Origin of the sequence: Confluentibacter sediminis, from assembly GCF_003258355.1 — a bacterium.
Lineage (GTDB): Bacteria > Bacteroidota > Bacteroidia > Flavobacteriales > Flavobacteriaceae > Confluentibacter > Confluentibacter sediminis.
The window spans coordinates 26,410-51,107 of sequence record NZ_QKPO01000021.1 but is presented as its reverse complement, the minus strand read 5'-3'; the positions used below and the strand labels follow the sequence as shown (position 1 = coordinate 51,107).

Sequence of the window (24,698 nt, the reverse complement as noted above, 5' to 3'; positions counted from 1 at the left end):
CAGTTTTCAAGTTGAGATTCAAAGCAATTGCTTCCAATATTTTTCTATTTGAAGAATTGCAAATTTAATAAACTTGTTGCAATATATAAAAATATCTTACAACAACAAATTAAAATCTTAACATATTTTTTGTTGTTATATAGATTCTTCTTTTTAAACTATGGAATATACTAGTAAAGAAAAGCTTTTAGGTGCCATAGGAAAAAGGATTCAAGAGCAGCGAATGAAAGAAGGCCTCGAGCCAGAAGATGTTGCAGAAATGACTGGTTTAACAGCACCTACTATTCGTAATATTGAAAATGGTAGTGAAACCTATTTCTACAACTTCATTGCTATCTGTTTGGCCATCAACATGCATCCAAAAGATATTTTAGATATCGAACTCGTTATAAAACCTCTTAACGAACTTTCAGAACCTCGAAAAGAAAAGACTCGGTTAACAGCTCGCATCCATTATTTTATTGAAAACCATTATTTTGAACAAGAACGTACAGCCAAAGACGTGTTGAATGAATTGGCGGCAAATTATGAAACTCAGACCACAACTTCTGCCATATCTGTTATCTTAAATAGGAAAGTGGTATTTGGAGACTTAAAAACAAAAAAAAAAGGGAAAATAAAAGTTTATAAATCTCGGTAATTGTACGGATTATTTATTTACTTATATTCTTACATTTTTCAGAGTATGAGTATTGTATTTTAAGATACGATATACTGGACACCTAAGCATGCTATAACTCGCCCATCAACTTATTTCTAATAATAAGTATAACGTCTAACATTCGAGATGTATTTTGCCAATCGAATGACCTGATGGCTATAGCCGTATTCATTATCATACCAGACGTATAACATCACTTGCTTACCATCTTTCCTGATAATGGTCGCTTTACTATCGTAAATAGAAGGTGCGGAACAACCAACGATATCACTGGAGACCAACTCATCACTCATTTCGTACTTAATTTGTTCCACCAAAGCTCCTTCCAGAGCAGCTGTTCTTATGGCTTCATGAACCCCTTCCAAGGAGGTTTTCTTATTCAGTTCCAAATTAAGAATGGCCAGGGATCCATTCGGTATAGGCACACGTATAGCATTGGATGTCAACTTACCTGCTAAACTTGGCAATACTTTAGCTACGGCTTCTCCCGCACCCGTTTCTGTAATGACCATATTTAATCCAGCAGCACGCCCTCTACGGTATTTATTGTGAAAATTATCTACCAAGTTCTGGTCATTTGTATAAGCATGAATGGTTTCAATATGTCCATGTTTGATACCAAAGGCATCATCAATCACCTTCAAAATAGGCGTCATGGCGTTGGTAGTACACGATGCTGCAGACACGATATCATGTTTATTAGTATCAAAATCGAGATGGTTGATACCATACACTATATTGGGTATATCTTTAGCAGGCGCGGTAAATAATACTTTGCTAACGCCTTTGGCATTCAAATGTCGCGATAAATTAGCTTTGTCCCTAAAGGCTCCCGTATTATCAATGACCAAGGCCTTCTCAATGCCATAGATGGTATAATCGATATCTTCGGGAGCTCTTGCTGTGATCATTTGTATGGATATGCCATTAATAATAAGCGACATCGTCTCAATATCCGCAATCACAGTCCCTGGAAACTGTCCATGAATGGAGTCGTTGCGTAGCAAGGCGGCCCGTTTTTCAAGATTATGAGCATCTATAGATTCTCGAATGACAATGCCGCGTAATCGCAGTTGGGCTCCACGACCCGTAGCTGCCAAAAGTTCTCTGGCCACCAAACGTCCAATCCTTCCAAAACCATACAGCACGACATCCTTAGGGATAATAGGGGGCAAATTAGTATGCAACTTCAACTTTTTAATCAAAAATTCCAAAGGGCTACCATGATGGTCGTCTTGCATGTAAAACTCATAAGCCAATTTCCCAATATCCAACTTCGCTGGGGGCAAACTCATCAACCCAATGGCCATGGCCATTTCCAAGGAATCAAATATGGACAAGTGTTTTTGCACAAACTTAGTTGCATATTGATGGAGGCTTAAAATTTGACTAGGGTTGCGATCCATCAACTGGTTTCTAAAAAAGACGAGTTCTACGGATTTATCATAATACAGATCATTGACAATTTTGATGAATTCTGCAGTAGCTTTGGCACGATTGGCCTGATGTACCAAGGCTTTGTCGTATGGTTTACTTACTAGGGTCATTGTGGTGTGTTATTTAGTTTAATTTATCGGTTTTAATATGTCATTGATATTAATTTTCTAATATATTATGGATACCATGCGAAGGATTCCATCAATGGGTTTTACTAAGTTGGAACCAATCTTTAATAATTTGGGATTCTGCATGGTACTGACTATCATGTACAAACTCATTTTTAAATGCCTGGTGGGTATAATCAGCACCCCAGATCTTGGCGTGCTGAGCCACTTGACCTATAGCATCACAAATGGTGTCGATCTCGGCGTTGGTCATGGTTGGATGGATCGACATACGCACCCATCCTGGTCGTTCTATGAGGCAACCCTGCAATATTTTTTGTTCAATGGCCTTAGACGTCTGTTGGTTGACATGCAGAAGATAATGCCCATAGGTTCCTGCACAGGAACAACCTCCTCTGGTTTGGATGCCGAAGCGATCATTCAATAGCTTAACCACTAAATTATAATGGATGTCTTCAATATAAAAAGAGAAAATTCCCAATCGGTCCGTATGTTCCTCCGCTAGAATATGTAGGTTTTTAATTGTACGTAGTTTTGAAAACACCCGTGTTATAAGTTCTTTTTCTCTGGCTAAGATATTAGACACGCCCATCTGTTCCTTCAATTGAATGGCTAAGGCTATTTTGATGGTTTGCAAAAACCCTGGCGTGCCACCATCCTCACGGGTTTCAATATCATCAATATAATCATGGTCACCCCATGGATTGGTATAGGATACTGTGCCACCCCCTGGATTATCGGGTATGAGGTTTTTATAGAGTTTTTTATTGAAGATCAAAACTCCCGCACTGCCTGGGCCTCCTAAAAATTTATGTGGAGAAAAAAAGATGGCGTCCAAATAGGATGATTCGCTTTCTGGATGCATGTTAATGTCTACATAGGGCGCCGAGCAGGCAAAATCAACAAAGCAAAGACCATTATAGGCATGGATTAAGGTAGCTATTCGGTGGTAATCGGTTTTGATTCCCGTCACATTCGAACAAGCTGTTATGGATACTATTTTTATAGGATGAATCTTATCCAATTCTAATACGGCTTCAAAACCCTTATAATCGATAAGCCCTTCCAAAGTATGAGGTATGATTTTAACGGTTGCAATGGTCTCTAACCAAGAGGTGTGATTGGAATGGTGTTCCATATGAGACACATAAACTATGGGCTTTTTATTAAAATGTATCCTAGTGTAAGGTTTTAAGTGTTCTGCCACTTTCAAGCCTAGAATACGTTGAAATTTATTGATAGCATCGGTCATACCTGTTCCAGTTGTGATGAGTACATCATCCGCATGGGCATTTACATGTTTTTTTATGATACTTCTGGCTCTCTGATAGGCTAAGGTCATGGAGGCTCCTGTAGTAGAGGTTTCTGTATGGGTATTGGCTACATAAGGGCCAATATCTTTTATAAGTTTTTTTTCTATTGGCCCGTAGAGTCTGCCACTAGCTGTCCAATCAGCATAGATGATTTTTTGGGACCCATACGGGGAGATAAATGTTTGGTTTATCCCAATAATGTGGTTCCGAAATGGTTTAAAATAAGCTTCCATGTATTTTTTTTATGTGTCTTGATAAGTGTACATCCGTTCTATGTATGTAAACTTCAATCATATTAACATGCTTTATATATTTATCATTCGTTTAAAATTCGTTTACGTCTTATGGCTTATGTTCTTAAAAACATTTATCCCTCATGAATTTCCAATTGAAATTCTAAAATTTTAGGATCAGCATATTCTCTGTTTGTATAAGCCATATAAATGACACGCCCTTGTAACATCACTGGTGGACTAAACACCATAACTTTTTGAACAAAATGCACGCTCGTGGTATAATAATGGGTGTTAGCTTGAAAGGTATAGTCAAACTCTTCTTTTAAATCCCCCATCTCTTTAACAGTCCCAACCAGCATGATATCTGAATGCTCCTTAAAACGTATCCGTGTCGGCAAAGGCCCATTTTCCGAAGAATGTTGTGCACACAATCGCCATGGCGACTCTATAAATCCTGTTATGTGGACGTTATAACTATGTTCTTTTTCTTTTTCTAAAGTGAAACACCATTCTACAGGATCTAAGGGTTCCTTAAAGACTCCAAAAAGTTCGAGAAAACACCGTATTAGCTTTGACATAGACTTCATAATGATTAATTAAGTGTCCTATGTCTTACTCAACTACTATTTCAAATAGTACAACACTCTTTAGGACCTTGATCAAACATAACACACATAATAAATCACTATATTATTAAGAACTAAGGGGACTTTCATAACCTTATGAAAGCCACCCCGTGTTCTAACCAAAACTCAACTCTTAATTGTGATAACTAATCCATCAATTATAAAATAAATAACTCTTTCTTTAAAGATTACTTGTGAGTGAATTCTTTGGTGTATGTCTTATTTAGTTATATGGTTCCTAGCTGGTAACACGTTCAACTCTTTTCTTCAGAAGTCCGACGTGTTGATATTTTAGATTTTAAATATGCATGCCTTCGTAACTTTAAATGTTATTGTTTTATCAAATTTTTATATAAGACGTTGAAATACTATAAAACCCTTATAGTCTGCAACACTTTTATTCTTTTTAATCAATCCAATTCAAAAGTCATTTAGTACTATGACCTAGTCACTTTTTTTATATATTAGTCAAAAGAGAACAAAAAACGTTCTTTTAACCAATAGATATAGACCTTTATTTTCAATTCGTTTTTGTTACTATTTTAAAGGGATAGGTTCTAATCATTCTGGTCAATTCAATCTAACCTGTTGTACTACTATCCCTTTCACCAACTAAAAAATACCAATTCCCCAACATCATTTATATGAGCTTCAGGTATTGACACTTGAACCCGCCAATACGCTGGTTGCATGACATTAGACTGTATGACCAAACGGTAATACCAACACTATTTTTAAACTCGTTTTAATGATGTGTCTCACTCTACGATAATTGTATTTAAAATCTAATTATTTGATTCCAAAAGCATCAAAAAACAAATAACTATAACCTTACATTATTAAAGTATAATTATCTTATAAAAGTATTTATTTACATATTTAATATCAATAATTATAAAAAAATTAAGTAAATTATATAGTATTAATGAAAATTAAAAGATTATTTTACTTTTAAATTATAAAATTTAATGAGTATACCATAAAAAATGTACTAACGGTGAAAAGCAAAAGGGAAAAATTCTAGTAACATACTGAGATAAGATACTATTATGATGCACTTTTTAAATCCATCTCTATAAATAATAAATGAAAAAACTTTAAAATATAAAAACCACCTATGATAATTTTCTTAAACTTCAATCTGATTTTTTTCCGGAAGCTTGATTATATGCCTAAGTATACTTATGGAGGATATAGTAAAATATAAAGGTGCTTTTCACAAGAGCTGCAGATTTGAAAATGTTATGCCTTTTAACTATAAAAATGAAGCATTTAGAATGTAAAAAACACCAACTACTTCTAGCTGTCATAGACACTTTGAACGCTTTTAGTGATGGTATCAATCCATCGAGACAAATATTTTCCCCTTATTACACTTGACAATTTGGCAAATTCAATGGGGCTTGGTATATGTTTATTTATATGACTCGAAGTTCCTTTCCAACTTTTATAAAGGCTTTTATAGCCGTTTTAATATGGTCTAACTCATGAGCTGCGGACAATTGGACACGGATTCTAGCCTTTCCATGTGGTACTACTGGATAGAAAAATCCAATAACATAAATACCTTCTTCAAGCAGTCTAGCAGAAAAATCTTGTGCTATTTGTGCTTCATATAACATGATGGGTACAATGGGATGAGTACCTGGTACAATGTCAAAACCAGCAGTGGTCATTTCTGATCTAAAATAAGCAGTATTGGTTTCCAGTTTATCCCTGAGATAAGTAGATTTTGAAATGATATCTAACACCTTTATAGAAGCTCCAACAATAGCTGGCGCTAAAGTATTAGAAAATAAATAAGGGCGCGAACGTTGTCGAAGCAAATCTATGATTTCCTTTCTACCCGCCGTAAAACCACCTGAAGCCCCTCCTAGGGCTTTCCCATAGGTACCTGTAATAATATCGACACGATCCATAACCTGATGATATTCATGTACACCCCGTCCTGTAGCCCCCATAAATCCAGTCGAATGGCATTCATCCATCATCACTAAGGCATCATAGGTATCTGCTAAATCACAGATTTTATCCATTTGGGCAATAGTCCCATCCATAGAAAAGGATCCATCAGTAACTATGATGCGACGTCTAGAGGAAGCCGTTTCTTTCAACTGGGTTTCCAAGTCGACCATATTATTATGTTTGTACCTCAAGCGTTTGGCCTTAGAAAGTCGGATGCCATCAATGATGGAGGCATGATTGAGTTCATCGGAGATGATGACATCCATATCAGAGAACAGGGGCTCAAAAAGCCCACCATTGGCATCGAAAGCAGCAGCGTATAAAATACAGTCCTCCATACCCAAAAACTCGGCCGTTTTTTCCTCTAGTACTTTATGGATATCTTGCGTACCACAAATGAATCGAACGGAAGACAGTCCAAATCCATGTGTTTGGAGAGCCTCTATGCCAGCGGCAATGACGTCTTCATGGGCAGCCAATCCCAGATAATTATTCGCACAGAAATTCAGTAATCCTTTTTGGGAATTCGTATTGATTTCAGCACCTTGTCTAGACGTGATGACACGCTCCTTTTTATAGAGTCCCTTGTCGGTAATCTCTTTAAGTTCTGTTTGCAATGCCTTTTTTATGGTTCCGTACATAGTTGTTTGGTATTAAGGTTTAATTGAATTGTCAGGCGTTAACTGTTTGATCATATCTCGAGTCATGGTCATCAAGTCAAAAGCCGGTTTCCAGTTCCAGTCTTTTTGGGCTGGGGTGTCATCGATACTCTCTGGCCACGAGTCTGCTATGTTTTGTCTAAAATCTGGCTGGTAAGAGATTTTAAAATCGCTAAAAAAACCTGTAATTACTTGGGCTAATTCCGCTGGTGTAAAACTCATACCTGCAACGTTATAACCTGTTCTAACGCTGATGTTTTGGCTAGGTGCTTCCATCAATTCCATGGTCGCCCTAATGGCATCGTCCATATAAATCATGGGCAACATAGCATCCGGTTTTAGGAAGCATTCGAAGACTTGGTGCGCTACTGCTTTATGAAAAATATCCACAGCATAATCGGTGGTGCCGCCCCCAGGGAGCGATTGGTATCCGATGATCCCTGGATATCGAATGGAACGGACATCGAGTCCGTAGCGTTTGAAATAATAATGGCTCCAATTTTCTCCAGCCACCTTACTCATTCCATAGACGGTTGATGGTATCAAAGTTCCATTCTGAGGTGTATAAATCTTGGGAATATGATCTCCAAAGACCGCTATGGAACTCGGAAAAAACACCTTGGACACTTCGGCAAGCCTAGCCGCTTCCAGGACATTAAAATAGGTATTCATATTGAGGTTCCAAGTAGGTATAGGTCGCTTTTCTCCATTGGCCGATAAGATCGCTGCTAAATGATAGACCTGGGTAATCTTATATTTGACCAAGCATTCCATGATGGCCTCAAATTGATTGGCATCTAGTATTTCAAACCGGCCTTCAAATGAAGTACTTCTATGAATATCTGATGCGATGACGCGGTCAAGACCATAAGCATTCTGTAAGCTTTTGGTCAATACAGTACCTAATTGGCCATTCGCTCCGATAATTAATATAGTGTCTGTCATGAAAACTGGCAATTTAAATCCATACAAAATTATTAAATAACGGTTTAATATGAATTAATAACCTACAAAATAGCTATAAATAAGTATTTTTATCTAATATAATCTATATTTTTATATTTTATTACTTTTACATATATTAATTAAAATAGATACCAGTAATTTTATCTAATATTATGGAAACACTTGACACTATAGACCTTAATATTTTGAGAATCCTGCAAAAGGATTCCAAGAAAACGACGAAGGCCATTGCCAAAACCCTCAATCTGACAGCTTCTCCTGTCTATGAGCGTATTCGTCGTTTGGAGAAACAAGGGTATATTAAAAAATACGTGGCTTTAGTGGACAAAACCAAGATCAACAAGCCTATTACGGCCATTTGCATGGTGTCCTTGCGGTATCACAACGAAGGATTTATAGATAAATTTGAACGTCAAATCAAGGCACTGCATGAAGTCCAAGAATGCTATCATATGGCCGGGAAAGTAGATTTCTTTCTAAAGATTAATTTAGAAAGCCTAGATGCCTACCATGAATTTATCCGTTCAAAGCTTTCCAGAATTGAGAATATAGGGGTTTTGGAAAGCTATTTTGTACTCAAAGAAATCTTTTATACCACGGCCTATGATGTCTAGTACCTCTTTTAAAAGCCGTTTTCCTTGATAGTTTTAAATCCATACAGATTGATATAACTGCTGGAACGATATGAGTTCGAAATAAGTCTGTTGAATCTCACTAACAATAAAACACTTATGCATCATATCATTGACAACCCAACCTTCTTAAAATCAGACGTTCTTAATGGTAAAATATCTCTCTTACTTATACCTTCGGAATAAAAAACTCATTAACCTCAATAAGTTTTTTTAATATCAAAGGATTTATTAATAAGACACAAGTCTGTAATCTTTTGACTTTCTTATTTTTGGAATCCCAGAATTTCTGACCAATGTATTTCTAAGTAGATATAAAAGATGTTTTCTTTCATGGCAATAGGATATAAATCCCACTTTTAATTATTAATTAAGTAAATAAAAAAACATAATTTTAAAAAACAAAAAGACCTTTCAAAAAATTGAAAGGTCTTTTTTCTTGTTTATTCATTAATTCGCATTCAGAACGTCATTTCTATCAAGGATTATCCCAAAATACTCTAACAGAAAGGTCATTACTACTATCCGCGGCGATTCCCATAGCTGCTCGAGCCGCAGCATAACTATCTGGATTTGATCCACTTTCTTGAGTTGGATAAGGTACCCTACGTACAAAGCCGATAGCTGGAAGATCACCTACTAAGGGATTTGGAGTTAATGCAGGAAAACCACTTCTTCTAAAGTTTGACCATCCTTCTAAGGGGTTATTAACATTAGATACCCAATACTCAGTATTAATTAATCTAAGAGCATCCGTAGCATTGTAAGCAACATCTGTATCGGCGATGTAAGCATCCTGATCTGAAACTGAGATGGCACCATAACCACCAGGGTAAAGCGTATACTGACTCATACTTGCTCTAATGCCTTCCTCATATAACGCTTGGGCATTACCGGGAATCCAACCTCTAAAAGCAGCTTCTGCTAAAAGTAATTTGGTTTGGGAATTCGTGATAAAAAACCTAGGCGCTAATATAGAAAACATAGCAAAATAATTTGGTTGGGAAAAATCCAGACCACCTACTTTTGTAACTGGGACAGGTGCCCCTGGAGACGAAGCAACTGTAAGATCACTATAACCAACAGGAAATCCTTGTTGATTTGCAAGAGTTACATCTGGTGGTGTATTCAACACAATATTTGGATCTGGATATTTTCCAGTAATGTATTTTGAACGTGGGTCATTGGTTAACTTAAACTGATCAATTAAAGGTTTTTCTATATAATAGTAACGTGCATTATTACCACTTATACCATTCATACCATTAGTATATAAAGTATTGTAGAACAACACACAATCATCTGCATTGGTTTGCATCACACCAGTATTAAATGCCTCTAATGCTATTTGTGCAGCTCTGGTTGGATTTACCTTGGAATAACGCATACCCAATCTCAATAATAGCGAGTTAGCCATTCTTTGCCATTTAGTGATATTACCATCATAAATAAGATCGGCGGTAACAATATCTCCTGCAGGATTTAATGCGGCTGACGCTTCTTTTATTTCAGTATATAAATCTTCATAAATAGCCGCATCGTCATCATATGCTGGTGCTATGATACCATCCAAATAGGCTCTACCTGCTTCACTGTAAGGCACATCACCATGCGTATCCACCAAATTCATAAAAATAAGTGCTTTCCAAATACGCATCATACTTCTTAAATTTGTTCGGGTTGGATCCCCTTCAATATTATGCAATGCTTGCACTAGGTTTTTAATAGGGCCACCGTAATTACCCCAACGTATTTCATTAAAATTATTAACGTTTTTATTGAATTGGAACCCAGAAGTAGCTCCTAAATCATAACCATTTTGAAAATACTGAACAATCGTGGCTTCGCCTTCCCAAGATCCAAAATTTAAAGCTTGTTGCGAATTTGCGAATAAAAATGACGCATCAAGGTCGTTTATGGCATAAGGGCTTGTATTTATCTCTTCAAACCCCTTATCACACGCTGTCAGTCCCATAAAGACACAACAGGTAATAATAATATTTCTTATTGTTTTCATAAAAATGTTTTTTTTAAAATTTAACATTTACGGTAAAAGTAAAGTCTCGAGTGGTAGGTAATGTGGTTTGCTCGTAACCTACACGTGTATCTCCAGTTGAAGCAAACGCCTCAGGATCTAAATCTGGTATATCTTTGTATAATACAGCCACATTACGGCACGTTGCAGATAAGGTAAGTCTTTTTATAAAACTATTTTGATCTCTCAAAATACCACTCATATCATATGTTAATGAAATGGTTCTTAATTTGATAAAATCTGATTTGAAAATGAACGGGTCACCAATTTGGTCATTTCTAAAACCTGCATAATAATTTTGAAGAGGAACTGTAGGTGCTGGTGCTGGCGTATCTGTCCCTTGAATAACAGCATCTGGAATTGGTGCTGTACCATCACGGCCTACTAAAGAGGCTTGCGTAAGACCTTGTCTTAAACCATTTAAAGCTGTTGAAGAGATGACTTTACCTCCAGCTTTAAAATCCGTATGAACCAAAAGACTCAAGTTTTTATAAGTAAACGTATTGGTCCAACCACCTGTCCATTTCGGAAGCGCACTACCAAAATATACATAATCATTAGTTGCAATAACTGTTCCATTAGCTCTAACTTGAATTCTACCTTGGTCATCTCTTAAATAGGTTCTGGCCGACACTTGATTTAATGGCAAACCTACTTGATGATAAAGCCTTCCTAAAAATTCGTTACCACCAAAGTTAGCAACTAGATGCTGATCTGATGTTGGATATAACTTTAACACCTCGCTTTCATTAAAAGCAGCATTGAAAGCACTATTCCATGTAAAGCTGTCTGTTTGCACAGGTGTTACATCAAATAAAAATTCCACACCACGGTTACGTAAAGATCCTAGATTTTGCCTAGAGTTAGTATAACCAGACGTTTGAGAAAATTGAATAGGTAAAATTTGGTCTGTAGTTGTTTTTTCATAAACGGCAACATCCAAATTTACCCTGCTTTTAAACATTCTTAATTCTAATCCAATTTCCTTTTCTGATACACTATAAGGTTTTAAAAGTGGATTCGGCATGGTTCCGTTCCCTCCAATAGACCCTAGCTTTTGTCCATCAAAAGAATTAATAGCAGTATTATAAGATAAAAGTCCAGAAAACGAACCAACACCGGCCACAGCACCTACATCAGCATAAGTAGCTCTTAATTTACCATAGGTTAACCAACCGGCATCTATCACTTCAGAGAAAATAAAACTTCCACCTATAGATGGGTAAAAGTAGCTATTAAGAGCGGGATCTAATACAGAAAACCAATCGTTTCTGCCTGTAGCATTTAAAAACAAAATACCTTTGTAACCAAAATCAGCAAATGCATATAAGGAGTTCACTTGGCTTCTACCAAAATCAGAAAATTGAGTAAAGGTTACACCATTACCAATAGAATAAACATCTCTTACGAGAAAGTCCGTTGCACCCATACGTAAATTCCTGTCTTTCGTTTTAAAAATGTTACCACCAACACTCACATCTACTGAAAAATCGCCAAACACATTATTTGTGCCCAATAAGAAATCGGCATTTAAATCGGTACCATAACCATTATCCACATTATAAGAGCCAGAAAATGCCCCATTAGCTTGGTTTATAGGGTTGCTAGTGCCTATGCCTGTAGGATTGTTTCTCTCATTGAACGTAGTCGAATAATCGTAATTGATCCTGCCTTGTGCATACAACCAATCAGTAAATTCATATCGTAATGTAGCTGTTCCTAGCAAACGATTTCTAGTATCGCGATAAAAGATACGATCATTCGCATAATAAGGATTAAGCAATGTTTGTTGAAAACCAGAAGTTACCCTTTCTGTAGTGGTTACAGGATCATAATTATTATCCCTAAGGGCACTTGTTGGAATGGTTAAAGATATTCTGTGCAAGAAGTTAGCTGCGCCTTGTCCTTGTAGAGCCACTTGAGGTGGATTGTTATTATACTCGTTTGTATAGTTTATGTTTAAAGAGAAACTTAGCTTTTCTGTAACTTGTTGATTCAAACCTAAATTAACAACCTTTCTGGTGTAAGTATTTATGGGATCAATACCATCTGCTTGTGTGTGAGCAAATGAGGCTCTATAACTTCCGTTAGCCCCACCACCAGATAATGCAATGGAATTAGTCATGGCATTCCCTGTCCTGTAATAGTCTTTAATCCTGCCCACACCTAAAGCAGAATAAGGTCTCATAATACCATCGAACGAAGGCGTTAATACCCCATCGTATTTTTCCCCCCATGATAACTGACCATTACCAGCCGCTTGTCCTTGAGTCGTTGGTCTTAAACCACCAGTTCCTAAACCATATTCCGTTTGGTAATTTGTAAAATCCAACACCGTGTTGGCCGTAAAACTAGAACTTAACTCCACACCAATACCTTGATTTTTATTTCCAGATTTAGTTGTAATAATAATCGCACCATTAGAAGCTCTAGAACCATAAAGCGCTGCTGCAGTAGCCCCTTTTAACACCGTCATACTTTCAACATCATCGGGGTTGATGTTAGACATGTTATCACCACGGTCACGGGTACCATTTGGACCATCGGCTCCTCGGTTTCCTTGGTCTATTGGAAGACCATTGATAACTATAAGCGGGGCATTATTTGCACCATCAAACGCTGATTGACCACGCATACGGATTTTTGTACTAGATCCAGCACCAGAAGCAGGTGGTGAAATATCTAAACCAGCAACCTTACCTACAAGACTTGTACCAATATTATTGGTTCTATTAGCTTGAAGATCTGCTACCTCAACAGTTTCAACAGAATAAGCTAATCTTTTGGACTCTTTTTTAATACCCAAAGCAGTTACCACAACCTCATCAAGTGCAGAAGCACTTTCATTTAAAGTTACATTAACAACTGTTTTACCTGCAACTACAATTTCTTTAGTTTCATACCCAATATATGAAAATGTTAAAGTCGCATTACTTTGCCCCCCAATTGACAATTGGTATTGACCATCAAAATCTGTTACCGTACCTGTGTTCGTATTTTTTAATAACACGTTCACACCTAATAAAGGTACTCCGTTAGCATCAATTACCTTACCAGTAACTGTTTGAGCCTGGGCAAAACTAAACATGCCAAGCATCATCGCACTAAACATAATGGTTCGAAGCATGATTGCATTTCGCATCAATCGCCTCGGACTACAATAAATTGTAAATTTACTCTCCATTGATTTAATTGTTTTAAAAATTAGTTAATAATAATTTAGTTAATAATAGTTGATAATAAACGATAAATAGAATTTGCTAAAAAAGAGAAAAGGCTAAATCAATATGTAATATTTTGAATAACCAGGAACCAGATTGCCATCTCCATATTAAATTGATTGTTTTAAAAATCTAAAAAAGAGCATAAATAAATATAAATGTTAGTAGATACACTTAATATTTACTTTTTAACCCTACAATTATTCACAAAAAAAACACCTAATTTCAATTAATTAAGTGACTATTTTTACTGTAATTTTTTAACCATTTCTTGCTAATTCTGAAATCTATATGACCATTTATAAATCGAACTTACAATATTTTTTCTTTAAAAAAAAATTTAAAGTGTTTTTTTTACACGTAAAGAAATCTCATTTTTTAGAGAAAACCATAATATTATGCATCGATTTTAAGCATTATGTTTTTTTTTACTGCTTTTTTTAAATAAAACTAAATAGGCTTTAAAAAAAAATTAAGAGCCAAAAAACCATTTAAACCATGGTTAAGTAATTAACAAGAAGCCTTACAACAAAAGATTAAGAAGTTGTTTTTAATAATTATAGTTTTAAAAAAATGACATGTCATTTTTTATTGAAAAATATTTCAAACTTATAATTATGTATGTGTAATAATTTGAGAATTGTACATAAAGGAATCTTGCCATCTCTCAAACCTATTATCAAATTTGGTAGAAAAAACAAGATATTGGCATTTGGCTATACTTTCAGGAGTTCTAGTAACTTCAGCCAAATGATTGTTTCTAAATAAAAACTCGGCATCTTCAATAATACATAATTGTAACTTATTTAAGTTGATACCGTTTAAATAAAATATTCGATTTAGTCGTTTTGGTGTTGCAATTACTATGTCGGTTCCCAAATAGAGTTCCTCACGTTGTAGCTCTATATTATGTTCTTCATAAGCACAATAAATACGCAAATCTGTTCCCTTAGTATATTCTTTAAATTCAGTTTCTAAATCTAATGCTGCTTGTTTGTCTTTTACAAAAATCAATGCTCTAGGGGCATCTTCAAAGGCCTCTCCATTTAATTTATTAATAACGCTTATAATTAAGCTTGTAGTTTTACCACTTCCTTGGGGTGCTATAATAAACAAATTGGAACCTCCCTTAATTTTTGAAAGTATTAATTTTTGCAAAGGAAGCATTTGCGTGAATTCCTTTTGTTTCAAAATCTCTTGTAGTGGTTCTATTAATTTTTTAAAGGACATGTTAAGTTGAATCAATTATGGGGCAAGATAACTTTTTAAACATTCAAACCCATACCTCAACAAAGCAAAAACTTACTTATTAACTTTTGCTTTGCAATAAATTATGAATAAAGGTTAATTTTTCAACTACTTTATCAGGAACTACAAACGGATAGATGTCTGGTAATCCCATAGATCTATTTAAACTGTTTACAGAACAAGTTAATGCAACACTAGCATTAAATATATCTTGAAAGTTCTTTGTACTATAGGGATTTGGACATTTATCTACTACTAATTTTTGAATGTGTTGTTCTTCTGGCGAAAACTCCATACCCAAACTATGGGCTGTTTCCAATGTATCCATTAAATGTAAATAATGAGCCCAGGTTTCTGCCCAATCTTCCCAAGAATGGGAACTTGCATATTTAGTAATATAATTGTTTTTCCAATTATTTGAATCTGGTTTTTTATAATAATCCTTCAATGCCTCTCCATAATCAACGCGTTCATCTCCAAACAATTTTCTATAGCCTTCAATATTAGAATCATTAAATAATAGCGTCCAATAATAATGGCCTATCTCATGCCTAAAGTGCCCTAAAAGTGTTCGATATGGTTCGTTCATTTGTTTACGTAATTGTTCTCGATGAACTGAATCAGCTTCCGTGAGAAGTATGGTTACCACACCATCTGCGTGACCCGTATATATATTTTCATCTTTATTATTTGATAAAAAATCAAATGCCATACCTTCTTCATATAATGACTTTGATTTTATCGGCAATTTAAGTTTCAGTAATTGATAAATTAATCGGTGTTTAGCTATTTCTAATTTTTGCCACTTCTCAAAATTTCCAATATCAGATCGGTTAGGAACGACTCTATTGAGACTACATGCTAAACAAAATTCGGAACTTTCATTGTGAGTCACTAACCAATTACATACACCCCATTGATGATTAGAGCAAAGTTTTAAATGACCACGTGTATTATCATGGAAATTTTCAGGTATTTCAAATATATCCAAATAGTGATTATAGCCTAAAGCCGTATTGCAATATTGACACGTGGTATTCTCGAAAAATGCAGGAGAACTACAATTTGGACATTTAAAAATTTTCATTCTAACTTAAATTATAAAAGATAAATTTAAATCTTAAAGGCTTTTTGAACCTTACATAATTATGCGTTTGAATTATATAAATACAAGGTAGACTATTATTTTAAAAATGACTTGAAACAAAAAAGCGTTCATAATATGAACGCTTTTTTGTTTTATAAAAATGGATTGGGTTTAGAATTGCAAATCTGCTACTAAATCAAATTCATCATATATTACTTGGTCTTGTAAGTTATCAAAGAAACTACCTGACTTGAATTTTATATCATACAAAGTTCTATCAACTTTCAAATTAGCTGTCGCTTTACTACCGTAAATGGATATTTTAAAGGTATTAGGTTTAGTGATTCCTTTGATAGTTAAATCTCCAGTTACTGTATATGTGTTTTTCCCTGTTGATTCTATTTTTTTAAATACTAAAGTTGATGTTGGATATTTTTCAACGCCAAAGAAATCATCAGACTTTAAATGACCTTCCAATCTGTCTTTCATACCGCCTTCTGTATCTAAGCTTATTAAAGAAGTCATATCTACTACAAATTCCCCTCCTGTTAACTTATCTCCTTCAAAAGTTAAAGAACCAGATTTAATACCAATAGTACCATCGTGAGATCCTGTGAATTTATAACCTTTCCAAACTAATTTACTTTTGTCTGTTTTAATTTCCTTTTTTTCCGCACTAACGGCAATAAATGAGAATGTTGTAAATGCCACTAACGCGACAATTGCTAAACTTTTAATTTTGTTTTTCATGTTTTTATTTTTTGTTAATTGGTTTAATGATTGTTTATTTTCTTTATCTGAAATCTTTATCAAAAACCATGCTGATTTTACAATGCAAATTTCTAATAACTTACGAAGATAGAAAATAATCTATTTTATTAAATTTTGTTAACTTAGTTTAACATTTTCACTCTTCCGAAAGTAGCTGACTTTTTATTTTACTTAAAAATTCTTTGGTAATACCAAGATATGAAGCAACCATATATTGAGGGATACGTTGCTCTATTTGAGGATATTGGTTTTTGAAATAAAGATATTTATCCTTGGCCGTCATACTTAAATTTCTAACAATCCGTTTTTGTGATGCTATAAACGCTTTTTCTATAATTTGTCTAAAAAAACGTTCTAATTTAGGAATGTTCCGGTATAAATCTTCCATAGCCTCATACGAAAACATAATCAACTCAGTGTTCTCTAAAAACTGAATATTAAAATCTGCTGGGGTTTGGTTAATAAAACTCCCCATATCAGATGTCCACCAATCTTCAATGGAAAACATCATGATATGTTCTTGCCCCAAATCATCCATATAAAAAGTTTTTGTACAGCCAGAAATAACAAAACAAGTATATTTACAGATATCACCTTGCTGAACCAAATATTGTCCTTTTAAATATTTCCTATAAATAACTTTAGATACAAGAAAATCTTCTTCCTTCTTTGTTAGGGAAACATAATTATCTATATACTTTAAAAGAGGTTTTGTTTTCATAATAAAAGAGCAAGATTTAAATACAAATTTAAAAATATTAGAATGCTTAATAACTTGATTGGCATTTTTATCTTATTTAATTATTCTACTTTTGCACGATGCAAAACAATACCTTTCGCTTAGAATTCGTTGCCTTAATGGGTTCGTTAATGCCAATTGTAGCCCTATCTATCGATGCTTTATTACCCGCCCTCCCAGATATAGGAAATTCTCTTGGGGTTAAAGACCCTAATGACAATCAGTTATTAATAACCATGATTTTTTTAGGATTGGGATTTGGACAATTGGTTTTCGGTCCTTTATCGGATAGTTTTGGCAGAAAACCTATTGTTTTTATCGGTTTCTCGGTTTTTATAATCGCCAGTTTTATCTGCTTAACTACTAAAAATTTTGAGGTTATGATTATTGCAAGAGTTTTTCAAGGCATCGGTTTATCTTCACCAAGAAGTTTAACCATTTCTATGATTCGTGATACTTATAGTGGCAATTATATGGCAAAGATCGTATCTATAGTAGTGATGTTCTTTCTTTTAATACCCATAATAGCACCTACTTTAGGTCAATTATTAATAAATATCTGGAACTGGAAAGCAATTTTTTATTTTAATTTAATTTTTGGAGCCTTAATCATGTTTTGGTTCTGGTTTCGACAACCAGAAACCCTGCCTAAAGAGAGACGTATTAAATTTACTTCACATCTTTTTATAGATGGTGCTAAAATTTTCTTTGGTAATAAAGAAGCCGTGGGATATACCTTAGTTTCTGGCTTTATTACTGGTTCTTTTATGGTTTATTTAAGTACTTCACAACAAATATTCCAAAATCAATACCAAATGGGAGATATGTTTCCCTATATATTTGCCAGCTTGGCAATTTCCATTGGGTTTGCCACTTTTTTAAATAGCAGATTGGTTGAAAAATATGGTATGATGCGTATTGCTTATTTGGCTACCATCGCCTATGCTTTAATTTCCCTTTCTTACGTCGCTATCTTTTGGTCTGGTATAAACCCAAGTATTGGTATTCTCGTTTGCTTTTTTGCTTTACAATTTTTTGCTGTTGGTTTTCTTTTTGGAAATTTAAGAGCATTGGCCATGCAACCTTTAGGACATATTGCTGGTATTGGTGCTGCACTGAATGGTTTTATTTCTACGGTTTTAGCGGTTCCTATTGCAAATTACATTGGCAAATTTGTTGACCATTCAGTTTTGCCTCTTTTTATTGGATTTTCAATTTTTGGAGTTTTATCTTTTATAGCTTTTGCCATTTTAAAAAGAAAACCGAGTCAATTCAGCCAATAAAATAGGTTTACAAATAACGTTCTTTTAAGATGTTAATATACCACTTATTATGCCCGATAGTATTGAATGCTACTGTTCTAGCAGATATATTCCCTCCATTCCTGACAAAGGCATTTTATCCTGCCTTAATATTCTAAAACAACGATACATAAAAATGTGTTCTGTATCTATATATGCTAAAAAACCTCTTTAATGCTCAATTTATCTTTAGCATATCTGTATGCTAACTTATCTGATGGAATTGATTTGAATGCTTATAAAATTTCATCAAAATCTTCTTCAAAACTTTTAACGAGTTCAGCTTCTTTATTCAATACCACTAAATATCTACAATTAGTTTCGCCATATTTTTTCAATTTAAATCGGATATTTTCATAAACAACACATTTAAATTTTAGCCTGGTAGGTATATAAATCGTAATAACGCCCTTGTAAAGCAATCAACTCGTCATGATTACCACGCTCCGCTATTTTCCCTGCTTCAATAACGAGGATTTGATCAGCTTTTCTAATAGTGCTTAACCTATGTGCGATAACGATGGTGGTTCTGTCCTTCATTAATTCTGATAAACTTTTCTGAATCAAACCTTCACTTTCCGTATCTAAATTGGAGGTTGCTTCATCTAAAATAATAATTTTCGGATTCGCCAAAATAGCTCTGGCAATAGCTAACCGTTGGCGTTGACCTCCTGATAATTTCACGCCCCGCTCCCCTATCAAAGTATCTAATCCATCATCAAATCTATCCGTAAATTCGTTTACATAAGCTGCTTTTACAGCATTTTGTAAATCAGTTTCACTGGCATCGGGTCTTGGAAATAATATATTCTCCCTAATAGTGCCTTCAAACAAAAATTCATCTTGTAAAACAACGCCCAAATATTGGCGATAACTACTTAATTTTATTTTAGATAAATCTTGATTATCAATGGTAACAACCCCAGATTTAGGGGTTAAAAATGTTGCCGATAAGCCGGCCATGGTCGATTTTCCAGAACCAGAACTTCCCACTAGAGCTGTTACAGAACCCGCTGGGGCTTTAAAACTAATGTTGTGCAACACCTCTTTTCCTGCTTCATAAGAAAACGATACATTATCAAACTCTATGTCTCCTTTTATAGTTTCCAAGGTAATCGTCCTTTGTTCGTTGTCTTCTTCAGCAGTCATATTCATCAATTCTTCAGTTCTATCCAAACCTGCAAAAGCTTCGGTTAACTGACTTCCAATATTACTCATCTGTACAATAGGGGCAATCATAAAACCCAGCAAAAGTGTAAATGACAGGAAATCACCAACTGTTAATTCATCAACCATGATTTTATACCCCCCAATTCCCATGATACCTGTAGAAGCAATTCCCAATAAAAACGTAGAAGAGCTCGTCATAAAAGCGGTGGCGGTTAAACTCTTTTTTACGTTTTGGAATAATCTATCCACACCTTTTTCAAAGGTTTTATTTTCTTGTTCTTCAGCATTAAACGCTTTAATAACCCGAACACCAGCAAGAGTTTCGGTAAGCCTTCCTGTAACTTCGGCATTAATTTTTCCTCGGCTTCTAAAAATGGGGCGAATGTATCCAAACGCCTTTAAAGCAATAAATCCAAAAATAGCTACTGGCACCAAGACAAATAAGGTCATAGAAGGACTTATTCTAATTAATAAAACCAACGAAATAACGGCGGTAATCGTACCACCCACCATTTGTACCAAACCGGTACCAATTAAGTTACGCACACCTTCAACATCCGTCATAATTCTCGATACCAACGCTCCAGATTTGGTGTTATCAAAAAAGCTAATAGGCAGCGACAATACTTTTTTTTGAACCTGAGCCCGTAAATCTGATATTAAATATTGTGCTTGAACGCTTAAAATCTTTGTCAACAAAAAGGAGGTAACCGATTGAACCAAAATGGCTAATCCTACTATAATTAATAAGCTTTTTAGTTGTTCATAATCTTTATTCGGAATCACATCATCTAGCAATGCTTTACTTTTCCATGGTAAAACCAAACTGGCCAATCTGCTTAACACAATGAGTATTAAACCAATAAACACCAAATTTCGCCTTGGCCAAATAATAGTTTTAAAGGCAGTTGCCATGGTTACTTTTCCTTTATTTTTTGATTTCGTGGTATTTTTAAAATGTTGCATGAATTGTTTTTATTGAATCTAATAGTCTGCTAAATTAACCAATCTTTACAACCATTATATCTTAAATTTATAATTGTAAATCAATATCGTAAATGTGAAAAAGTATTTTATTAGAAGTGTAATAATTATCAACTATTTGTTTAAGTTAATTTACACGTTTTTAATGTTTTAGACGCAACCAATTCTAAAATTCAACATCTAATTAAAAAATAAAATTATGAATTATAGAATTTTAGTAGCATTTGTATTATTTTTTGGTTCATTTGCTTGTAGCAAAAATGATGATAACACTTCAGATTGCCAATTTACAACAATAATTAGCTCTGATGAATATGAAAATGCTCCTTCTGGCGGTTTAATAATCAATAATTTAGAAATAAATGGCAGCTGTCTTAAAATCAATTTTACATCAGGTGGATGCAATGGTGATAGTTGGGAATTAAAACTAATCGACTCAGGAGATATTTTAAAATTGGGACTTCCTCAAAGAACCTTAAGATTATCGTTAAAAAATGAAGAATTATGTTATGCATTAATTACCAAAGAAGTAACATTTGAGATTTCAAATTTAAGACTAGAAGGTAGCAATAAATTGCAACTTAACATAAAAAACTCAGACGATACTATTCTCTATAAATACTAAAACATTGGTGATACAATGATAAAACAAAAAACACTCTTTTCAGAGTGTTTTTTGTTTTAAATAAATCCTGATTAGGTGCGTTTTGCCTTTTTAGCTATTTTTGCAGCTTTCTTTTCTTTGGGTGTTAAAAGGGCTTCCTTTTTAACATTCTTTTTTGCGTCTTGAGATTTTGCCATGATATTTTTATGTTTTGAGTCTTTGAAATAATTTAATTTTTAAATACTAGTAAATTTATAACAAAACATGATACAGCATACTAAATTGCTTTTTTATTTTGTTACTTTTAACATTTGAAAGATTTAGTCATTTATTAAGAAAACAAATATGAAAATTATAGGAATCGGGAAAAATTATGTGAGTGATAAAACCGAAATTAGCACTTTAAAAACAGGCTTTCAAACCATATTTTTAAAGGCAGATACCACGCTGGTCACAGGTAATAAAGATGTTTTATTTCCATCCATTACCAAAGAACTGATTTATGAAGTTGAATTGGTCATTAAAATTGGAAAGCAAGGAAAAGATATTGCTTTAAAAGATGCCAATTCTTATATTTCTGATATTGGGGTCGGAATTGATTATACTGCAAAAGACGTATTAACCGCAAGTAGAAATGAAAAAGGTCCTTGGGCTTTAGCAAAAGGTTTTGATGGGGCGTCACCTGTGTCTTCGTTTAAACCCGTTTCTGATTTTCCTGATTTAAATAACATTAATTTCGATTTAGTTATTAACGGCGAACAAAAACAAGTTGGCAATACGGCCTTAATGATTTATAACTTTAGTGAGATTATAACATTTGTATCTTTATATATGACTTTAATGCCAGGAGACCTTATATTCACTGGAACTCCAGCAATTGGTGCAGGCTCCACTTTTAAAGGTGACCATTTACAAGCATCTATTGAAGGTGACTTATTATTGGATTTTAAAATGATATAAATACATATCCACTTAAAGGTGAAGTAAGTTTTTTTTTATGAAAAACTCTATAGCAGAACGTATTAGTGATTTTTTAAAAGATTTTCCTCCGTTTAATCTTTTAAAAGAAAAACATCTATTGGAAATAGCTAGCGATGTTAGTATTATCTATTTAGAAAAAGGCGATGTCTTATATAAAAAAGATGAAGCATTTCATGAGTATTTTTATATCGTTAGAAACGGTGGCGTTAGTTTATATCATCATGATATGGATGACAATAAACATATGGTCAATATTAATGATGCTGGTGATATCTTTGGAGTTCGACCACTCATAAATAAAGAAGACTACAAACTTACCGCCATTGCTAACGAAGAATCTATTGTATACGGTATTCCTATTGAGATTTTCCAATCTGTTACAAAAAACAACGTAAAAGTTTATAAATACCTAATCACATCTTTTGCATCTAATGCTTACGACCCATATACTGCCGAAGAAAACACGAAAATATTTGTAGATTATTTACCAAACACATCTCAAGATATTGCAAACTTTCAAACAGCGGATTATACCAAAAACCCCATTTGTTGTAACGAGAATTCTACCTTAAAAGATGCCGCTATAAAAATGAGCGAATTCAAAATAGGCTGTATTATTGTTGTTGATGATAAAAAATACCCTTTGGGAATTATTACAAGTAGCGATATAAAAAACAAAATAGCTACTGGTTTGTTTCCCATTACAACCGCTGTAACCAATATCATGTCTTCTCCTGTTATGTCTGATAAAAAAGACTTAACCGTTGCAGATGCCCAATTAAAAATGATAAAGTATAATATTGGCCATTTGTGTATTACAGAAGATGGTACTCCCAACTCCAAATTAGTAGGTGTTTTAACTAATCATGATGTTATTACTGCTTTAGGAAATAACCCCGCAGCCATTCTCAAAGATATTAAACGAGCTAGCAGAACAAAAACCCTAAGAACCGCTAGAAGAAAAGCCAACGGCTTGTTAAAGAGTTATTTGGAGCAAAATATTCCTTTAACGCATATTATCAACATCATTTCCCAAATAAATGATGCGGTAACCATGAAAGCCATAGAAATTGCTCTAGAAAAAATGCCCACGCCTCCACCGGTCACTTTTTCTTGGTTGGCACTTGGTAGCCAAGGTAGAAAGGAGCAATTACTGTTTTCAGATCAAGATAATGCACTTGTTTTTGAAGATGTTGCGGAAGAAAAATATAAAGACACCCAGGCTTATTTTTTAGACTTAGCAAAACTGGTTACAAAGTCTTTAAACAAAATAGGCTTTGAATATTGTGAAGCCGACATGATGGCTAGCAATCCTGTTTGGTGTAAATCTATTACCCAATGGAAAGCACAGTTTAAAGACTGGATCCTTAATCCGGATGATAAAGCCATATTATTATCGTCTATCTTTTTTGATTACAATCATATTTACGGAAATCTGAATCTTGAAAAAGAATTAACAGATGCTATTTATTCAACACTTAACGAAACCTCATTATTCATTCGCTTTTTAGCCAGAGATGCGCTTAAAAATCCATCACCTCTTGGTTTTTTCAAACAATTCTTGGTAGAACAAAATGGTGAACACAAAGACCTGTTTAATATTAAATATAGGGCCCTAATGCCACTAATAGATACCGCTCGTTTGCTAGTATTGAGCAATCAAGTACGAGGTATTAATAACACCTATGAGCGTTTTGAAAAAATGGCAGAATTAGAACCTAATAATAAGGAACTTTACGAATCGTGCGCTTATGCCTTTAAAGCCCTTTTAAAATTCAAAACCAAACAGGGCATTTTACATAATGACTCTGGAAAATTAATTGAACTTGAGACTTTAACTAAAGAAGAAAAGTTAAAACTAAAACGCTGTTTCAAACCTTTACATGATATGCAAGAGACTCTCAAATTACGTTTTGATTTAGCAAATTTTTAGA

The 24,698-nt window shown here is 34.3% G+C and carries 18 protein-coding genes; 6 read left to right on the top strand and 12 right to left on the bottom strand.

Features of this window, described 5'->3' with window-relative positions; all coding sequences use genetic code 11:
* The first annotated feature begins 160 nt into the window (after positions 1–160).
* The gene (locus tag DKT72_RS16435; RefSeq protein WP_111309835.1) at positions 161–640 is read left to right on the top strand and encodes a helix-turn-helix domain-containing protein; all 480 of its coding nucleotides are present in this window, start codon (positions 161–163) and stop codon (positions 638–640) included.
* A 116-nt stretch (positions 641–756) separates the two neighbouring features.
* On the opposite strand, the gene DKT72_RS16430 is transcribed toward DKT72_RS16435, so the two are convergent.
* The 5 genes from DKT72_RS16430 to DKT72_RS16410 all read right to left on the bottom strand — a co-directional run bounded on the left by DKT72_RS16430 (position 757) and on the right by DKT72_RS16410 (position 7,970).
* Entirely contained in the window at positions 757–2,208 is a 1,452-nt protein-coding gene (locus DKT72_RS16430; RefSeq protein WP_111309834.1) for a glyceraldehyde-3-phosphate dehydrogenase, read from the bottom strand.
* 91 nt (positions 2,209–2,299) lie between these two features.
* Entirely contained in the window at positions 2,300–3,772 is a 1,473-nt protein-coding gene (locus tag DKT72_RS16425) for an aminotransferase class V-fold PLP-dependent enzyme (protein WP_111309833.1), read from the bottom strand.
* Positions 3,773–3,906: 134 nt separating this feature from the next.
* Positions 3,907–4,353, bottom strand: coding sequence for a hypothetical protein (locus tag DKT72_RS16420; RefSeq protein WP_162623346.1), 447 nt, complete (start codon positions 4,351–4,353; stop codon positions 3,907–3,909).
* Between the two features lie 1,466 nt (positions 4,354–5,819).
* Positions 5,820–7,007 (bottom strand): glycine C-acetyltransferase, encoded by a 1,188-nt coding sequence (gene kbl, locus DKT72_RS16415; RefSeq protein ID WP_111309831.1) that lies wholly within the window; start codon positions 7,005–7,007, stop codon positions 5,820–5,822.
* Positions 7,008–7,019: 12 nt separating this feature from the next.
* Entirely contained in the window at positions 7,020–7,970 is a 951-nt protein-coding gene (locus DKT72_RS16410; RefSeq protein WP_111309830.1) for an NAD-dependent epimerase/dehydratase family protein, read from the bottom strand.
* Positions 7,971–8,143: 173 nt separating this feature from the next.
* Here DKT72_RS16410 and DKT72_RS16405 point away from each other — a divergent pair, with 173 nt between their 5' ends.
* Complete coding sequence (locus DKT72_RS16405) at positions 8,144–8,605, top strand: Lrp/AsnC family transcriptional regulator (protein ID WP_111309829.1); 462 nt, start codon at positions 8,144–8,146, stop codon at positions 8,603–8,605.
* Positions 8,606–9,101: 496 nt separating this feature from the next.
* Here DKT72_RS16405 and DKT72_RS16400 read toward each other — a convergent pair whose 3' ends face one another.
* The 6 genes from DKT72_RS16400 to DKT72_RS16375 form a co-directional block, all read right to left on the bottom strand.
* Entirely contained in the window at positions 9,102–10,640 is a 1,539-nt protein-coding gene (locus DKT72_RS16400; protein WP_111309861.1) for a SusD/RagB family nutrient-binding outer membrane lipoprotein, read from the bottom strand.
* Between the two features lie 13 nt (positions 10,641–10,653).
* Positions 10,654–13,842 carry a SusC/RagA family TonB-linked outer membrane protein gene (locus tag DKT72_RS16395; protein WP_111309828.1) on the bottom strand — a complete coding sequence of 1,063 codons (3,189 nt, stop codon included), beginning with the start codon at positions 13,840–13,842 and terminating at the stop codon, positions 10,654–10,656.
* 652 nt (positions 13,843–14,494) lie between these two features.
* Positions 14,495–15,109, bottom strand: coding sequence for a DEAD/DEAH box helicase (locus DKT72_RS16390; RefSeq protein ID WP_111309827.1), 615 nt, complete (start codon positions 15,107–15,109; stop codon positions 14,495–14,497).
* 79 nt (positions 15,110–15,188) lie between these two features.
* Entirely contained in the window at positions 15,189–16,214 is a 1,026-nt protein-coding gene (locus DKT72_RS16385; RefSeq protein WP_111309826.1) for a zinc-binding metallopeptidase family protein, read from the bottom strand.
* A gap of 171 nt (positions 16,215–16,385) precedes the next feature.
* The gene (locus DKT72_RS16380) at positions 16,386–16,964 is read right to left on the bottom strand and encodes a YceI family protein (RefSeq protein ID WP_111309860.1); all 579 of its coding nucleotides are present in this window, start codon (positions 16,962–16,964) and stop codon (positions 16,386–16,388) included.
* Positions 16,965–17,121: 157 nt separating this feature from the next.
* On the bottom strand, positions 17,122–17,706 hold the full coding sequence (locus DKT72_RS16375) for a Crp/Fnr family transcriptional regulator (RefSeq protein ID WP_111309825.1): 585 nt from the start codon (positions 17,704–17,706) through the stop codon (positions 17,122–17,124).
* A 98-nt stretch (positions 17,707–17,804) separates the two neighbouring features.
* On the opposite strand from DKT72_RS16375, the gene DKT72_RS16370 reads away from it, so the two are divergent.
* Positions 17,805–19,007 carry a multidrug effflux MFS transporter gene (locus DKT72_RS16370; RefSeq protein ID WP_235841750.1) on the top strand — a complete coding sequence of 401 codons (1,203 nt, stop codon included), beginning with the start codon at positions 17,805–17,807 and terminating at the stop codon, positions 19,005–19,007.
* Positions 19,008–19,394: 387 nt separating this feature from the next.
* Here the strand turns inward: DKT72_RS16370 and DKT72_RS16365 are convergent, their stop codons facing one another.
* A complete protein-coding gene (locus DKT72_RS16365) occupies positions 19,395–21,161 on the bottom strand; it encodes an ABC transporter ATP-binding protein (RefSeq protein WP_111309824.1) in 1,767 nt (588 codons plus the stop codon).
* Positions 21,162–21,378: 217 nt separating this feature from the next.
* Here DKT72_RS16365 and DKT72_RS16360 point away from each other — a divergent pair, with 217 nt between their 5' ends.
* The 3 genes from DKT72_RS16360 to DKT72_RS16350 all read left to right on the top strand — a co-directional run bounded on the left by DKT72_RS16360 (position 21,379) and on the right by DKT72_RS16350 (position 24,697).
* On the top strand, positions 21,379–21,804 hold the full coding sequence (locus DKT72_RS16360) for a hypothetical protein (RefSeq protein ID WP_111309823.1): 426 nt from the start codon (positions 21,379–21,381) through the stop codon (positions 21,802–21,804).
* A 324-nt stretch (positions 21,805–22,128) separates the two neighbouring features.
* Positions 22,129–22,743, top strand: coding sequence for a fumarylacetoacetate hydrolase family protein (locus DKT72_RS16355; protein WP_111309822.1), 615 nt, complete (start codon positions 22,129–22,131; stop codon positions 22,741–22,743).
* Between the two features lie 37 nt (positions 22,744–22,780).
* A complete protein-coding gene (locus DKT72_RS16350; protein WP_111309821.1) occupies positions 22,781–24,697 on the top strand; it encodes a DUF294 nucleotidyltransferase-like domain-containing protein in 1,917 nt (638 codons plus the stop codon).
* The last annotated feature ends 1 nt before the right edge of the window (position 24,698 follow it).

What these genes read in the sequence shown, in the direction of transcription:
- DKT72_RS16435 (WP_111309835.1), top strand. Translation starts at nt 161, where the DNA reads ATGGAATATACTAGTAAAGAAAAGCTTTTAGGTGCCATAGGAAAAAGG.
- DKT72_RS16430 (WP_111309834.1), bottom strand. Translation starts at nt 2,208, where the DNA reads ATGACCCTAGTAAGTAAACCATACGACAAAGCCTTGGTACATCAGGCC.
- DKT72_RS16425 (WP_111309833.1), bottom strand. Translation starts at nt 3,772, where the DNA reads ATGGAAGCTTATTTTAAACCATTTCGGAACCACATTATTGGGATAAAC.
- DKT72_RS16420 (WP_162623346.1), bottom strand. Translation starts at nt 4,353, where the DNA reads ATGTCAAAGCTAATACGGTGTTTTCTCGAACTTTTTGGAGTCTTTAAG.
- kbl (WP_111309831.1), bottom strand. Translation starts at nt 7,007, where the DNA reads ATGTACGGAACCATAAAAAAGGCATTGCAAACAGAACTTAAAGAGATT.
- DKT72_RS16410 (WP_111309830.1), bottom strand. Translation starts at nt 7,970, where the DNA reads ATGACAGACACTATATTAATTATCGGAGCGAATGGCCAATTAGGTACT.
- DKT72_RS16405 (WP_111309829.1), top strand. Translation starts at nt 8,144, where the DNA reads ATGGAAACACTTGACACTATAGACCTTAATATTTTGAGAATCCTGCAA.
- DKT72_RS16400 (WP_111309861.1), bottom strand. Translation starts at nt 10,640, where the DNA reads ATGAAAACAATAAGAAATATTATTATTACCTGTTGTGTCTTTATGGGA.
- DKT72_RS16395 (WP_111309828.1), bottom strand. Translation starts at nt 13,842, where the DNA reads ATGGAGAGTAAATTTACAATTTATTGTAGTCCGAGGCGATTGATGCGA.
- DKT72_RS16390 (WP_111309827.1), bottom strand. Translation starts at nt 15,109, where the DNA reads ATGTCCTTTAAAAAATTAATAGAACCACTACAAGAGATTTTGAAACAA.
- DKT72_RS16385 (WP_111309826.1), bottom strand. Translation starts at nt 16,214, where the DNA reads ATGAAAATTTTTAAATGTCCAAATTGTAGTTCTCCTGCATTTTTCGAG.
- DKT72_RS16380 (WP_111309860.1), bottom strand. Translation starts at nt 16,964, where the DNA reads ATGAAAAACAAAATTAAAAGTTTAGCAATTGTCGCGTTAGTGGCATTT.
- DKT72_RS16375 (WP_111309825.1), bottom strand. Translation starts at nt 17,706, where the DNA reads ATGAAAACAAAACCTCTTTTAAAGTATATAGATAATTATGTTTCCCTA.
- DKT72_RS16370 (WP_235841750.1), top strand. Translation starts at nt 17,805, where the DNA reads ATGCAAAACAATACCTTTCGCTTAGAATTCGTTGCCTTAATGGGTTCG.
- DKT72_RS16365 (WP_111309824.1), bottom strand. Translation starts at nt 21,161, where the DNA reads ATGCAACATTTTAAAAATACCACGAAATCAAAAAATAAAGGAAAAGTA.
- DKT72_RS16360 (WP_111309823.1), top strand. Translation starts at nt 21,379, where the DNA reads ATGAATTATAGAATTTTAGTAGCATTTGTATTATTTTTTGGTTCATTT.
- DKT72_RS16355 (WP_111309822.1), top strand. Translation starts at nt 22,129, where the DNA reads ATGAAAATTATAGGAATCGGGAAAAATTATGTGAGTGATAAAACCGAA.
- DKT72_RS16350 (WP_111309821.1), top strand. Translation starts at nt 22,781, where the DNA reads ATGAAAAACTCTATAGCAGAACGTATTAGTGATTTTTTAAAAGATTTT.